Consider the following 2,889-nt stretch of genomic DNA (forward strand, 5'->3'; position numbering starts at 1 on the left):
GACGGGAGAGAATGAGTCCTTTACCCCCGTAGAATCAGAGAAAGCCTGCAAACTCATCGGTTGAAACTGGTATTCTCCCGGTAATGAGCTGGCGATCGCCTCCTCTAGGGTCCCCGAACTCAACTGAGGACGCACCCCAGATGCTAACCGCTGATATCCCGGAGACTGGACAATTTCGTTATAGGTGCGATCGCTCCGTCCACTATTAAACGCCCGGACCCCATCCGCCCATAAAATCATTCGCGGCAAATGCTCTGGACCCAACAATTCCTGTAACTGAAACCGCACCACCTGGGCCGTTGCGCCGTGAATCCCAAAATTAAACACCCTCAGTCCCGATAATCCCCTAGCGGCCAACCCTTGGCGGAGGATACGCGGATCGACCCCCTGTACTGCCCGAGAACTGCCGACAATCAAAATATCAGGCCGTCCCATCGCCTCAATGTAGGACAGATAGAGTCCCAATTGCTCATCGAGGATATCACTATTAAACGTGGGATAGTTCAGGCGAGAACTCACCGTAGCTTGTTGCTGGGTGTAAATCAGATAGCGCATATATTCCGCCACCTTTTTCTGAGCAAACGCCCTGCGAGGATTAGTCGGAGGAACAGACTGCATCCAGTAGATCGCTTGGAGCCACTGTTTTGACACTTCATCCCACTCCTCCGGAGAACGGGCAGTTTGTGCAAGGTTTGCGGCATTTGTGGCGTATTTAATCCCCTCCGCAAACGGATCGACTGCCCCTTGGGCGATCGGGACCTGGGCAACTGCTGAGGATGACCCGAAAGACTCTGTAGAACTGGGCGGGACCCTTTGGGAACAGCTTCCCAGTAGGACCAGAAGCCAGACTGCCGGAATAAACTTTAGAAAAAACTGAAATCTAGGCATGAATTCGAGGTAAAAGTTCGATGCCGGATGGCGGGAGTAGCTGAGTGAGCGACCGATCGCAATCTGATGAAAAAGCCATTTCTATGATAGACATCCCCGAGGTGAACCGCAGGCGATCGCCCCTTGCCGTGCCTACTCTCCCTTGATCCGATTAATTTCCTGCTGCAACTCCTCAATTTGACTGCGCAAGCGATCGGCTTCCTGTTCTGCTGGAGACTCCCGCTTCACCTCCACCGACCCTTGAGCGCCCGCGCGCGGATAATTTCCCCGCTTAATTTCCCGATACTCCGCCGAATTCGCCCAAGCTTGTAAATAGCTCACTCGTTCCACGGTGAAGGGATGGGTCAGAAAAACCCCCTGTCCAACGTTGTTATAAAGAAAAAACTTATAAACTTGATTGAGTCCATCCTCATCCAATTCTTGATAGCGTTGGGCTTGGCGGGTAAACTCCTCTAAGCTGCATTCATGGGCATAGCGATTCGACCCCCCAGCCATTTTCATCATCGTTTGCATCACCGGCTTAGTATCATCCAGAACCAACATCGCCGCGCGATCTGCCGAGAGTTCGGCTTTTCGCAGCCATTCATAAAAGGCTAGAATCAAGCCCGTACTGAGGATTCGGCTAAACCCCATCGTCAAGTCCGCCAGACTAAAAACTGCCATAATCGCCCAACTCGCCATCTGAATCAACGTGGTGTGACCACATTTGATATGTCCCAGTTCATGGGCGACAACCGAGCGAATTTCCTCCTCATTCATCAAATCAATCAACCCCGTATTCAAGACAATGTAGGGCAGATCTTCTCCGAGGGCGTAGGCATTAACCACGGGGGCCTGGGATACAAACAAAGTGGGTTCGGGATAAATATCTAAATCCCGAATACATTCTCGGAAGATTCCATAAAGGGTAGAATATTGCCGAGGCCCCACTTGAATACTATTACCCATCATATAGACATACTGGGGACGCTCCACGAGAAATTCTACAAACTTCCGGGCCACCAAATCAAATCCAGGGACCCGGCGTAAGGTTTGCTCGGCTTCCCGATCCAAGGGATGCCGAAAGGCTTCGCTCGAAATTCCAGTATAGGTAGGCATCGTTTTTTTTAATTCCCCCAGGGGCTAATATAGTAGCGGCAGGACAAAAGCGATCGCCAATCAACCGTTCCCTCTGTCATGCCTCTATCAATCTTAAAGTAATCCCTTTCAGCAAAGGGCTCAATTGACTCCAAAAGCCGTTAATGCCAATCTCCTTGGATGCCGTTCCCCTATTCAAATTAATTAAAGGCAGCAGAAACCGAGTTTCACCGCCCTGATTTACTGCTAATTGGCCCAAATTTTCTGGCATAAACCCCCTTGTCTTCCCAATTTTGTACCCCTGGATTAGGACCTGATCGGTTTTCTCAAACTTGCTCAGGACTTACAGAACATAGGATGTAGATAATAGGGGCTGGACATGAAAGGTATCTATCCGATCCCATGACATCCCAACGAACGCGCGTCAGTCTCGTGGAGGGAAACCCTTGTTTGGCAACAAATTCCTCTGGCCCTGATTTGGAGCCTAAATTGGCAGCTTTTTGTTTTCCCCTGTCAATGAAGGCTGACCCGCTAGAAAAACTGATACGCTATATCTGTGACGACTCCACACACCAACTGAATACAGTATGGTGTGGGCTTCTTAATTAATCAAGAAGCACGTCCGACGCCTCAGTATTCCGTCATGTTAGGAATACTACGTTTCCTCAGAATATATAGGCACTTCAGAATTTAGGATTGACAATCCGTTTTCTAGTTCTGGACACTGCGAAGTGGTAATCAAACATCTTCCCTGGCAGAAAAGAAGTGTTGCAGTTTAAAAATCTGAGTAAACATTGGCGAAGAAAACAACAGCGAAAGCTGATGAACTCTATCTAGTTTAATTACATGAATCAACCCAAAGTTGGCGTCATCAATCAACTCGGTCGAGCCTTAATGCCGACCACCCCCCGAAAAGCGAGGATA

General features: G+C 49.3%; 1 protein-coding gene and 1 pseudogene. Both read right to left on the reverse strand.

Features of this window, described 5'->3' with window-relative positions:
• Positions 1–888, reverse strand: a pseudogene (locus J0895_RS23475) (hypothetical protein); the annotation flags it as partial.
• Positions 889–1,020: 132 nt separating this feature from the next.
• Positions 1,021–1,986 carry a M48 family metalloprotease gene (locus J0895_RS23480; RefSeq protein WP_207090410.1) on the reverse strand — a complete coding sequence of 322 codons (966 nt, stop codon included), beginning with the start codon at positions 1,984–1,986 and terminating at the stop codon, positions 1,021–1,023.
• Positions 1,987–2,889: the final 903 nt, after the last annotated feature.

The organism is Phormidium pseudopriestleyi FRX01 (assembly GCF_017313335.1).
GTDB classification, from domain to species: domain Bacteria; phylum Cyanobacteriota; class Cyanobacteriia; order Cyanobacteriales; family Laspinemataceae; genus Laspinema; species Laspinema pseudopriestleyi.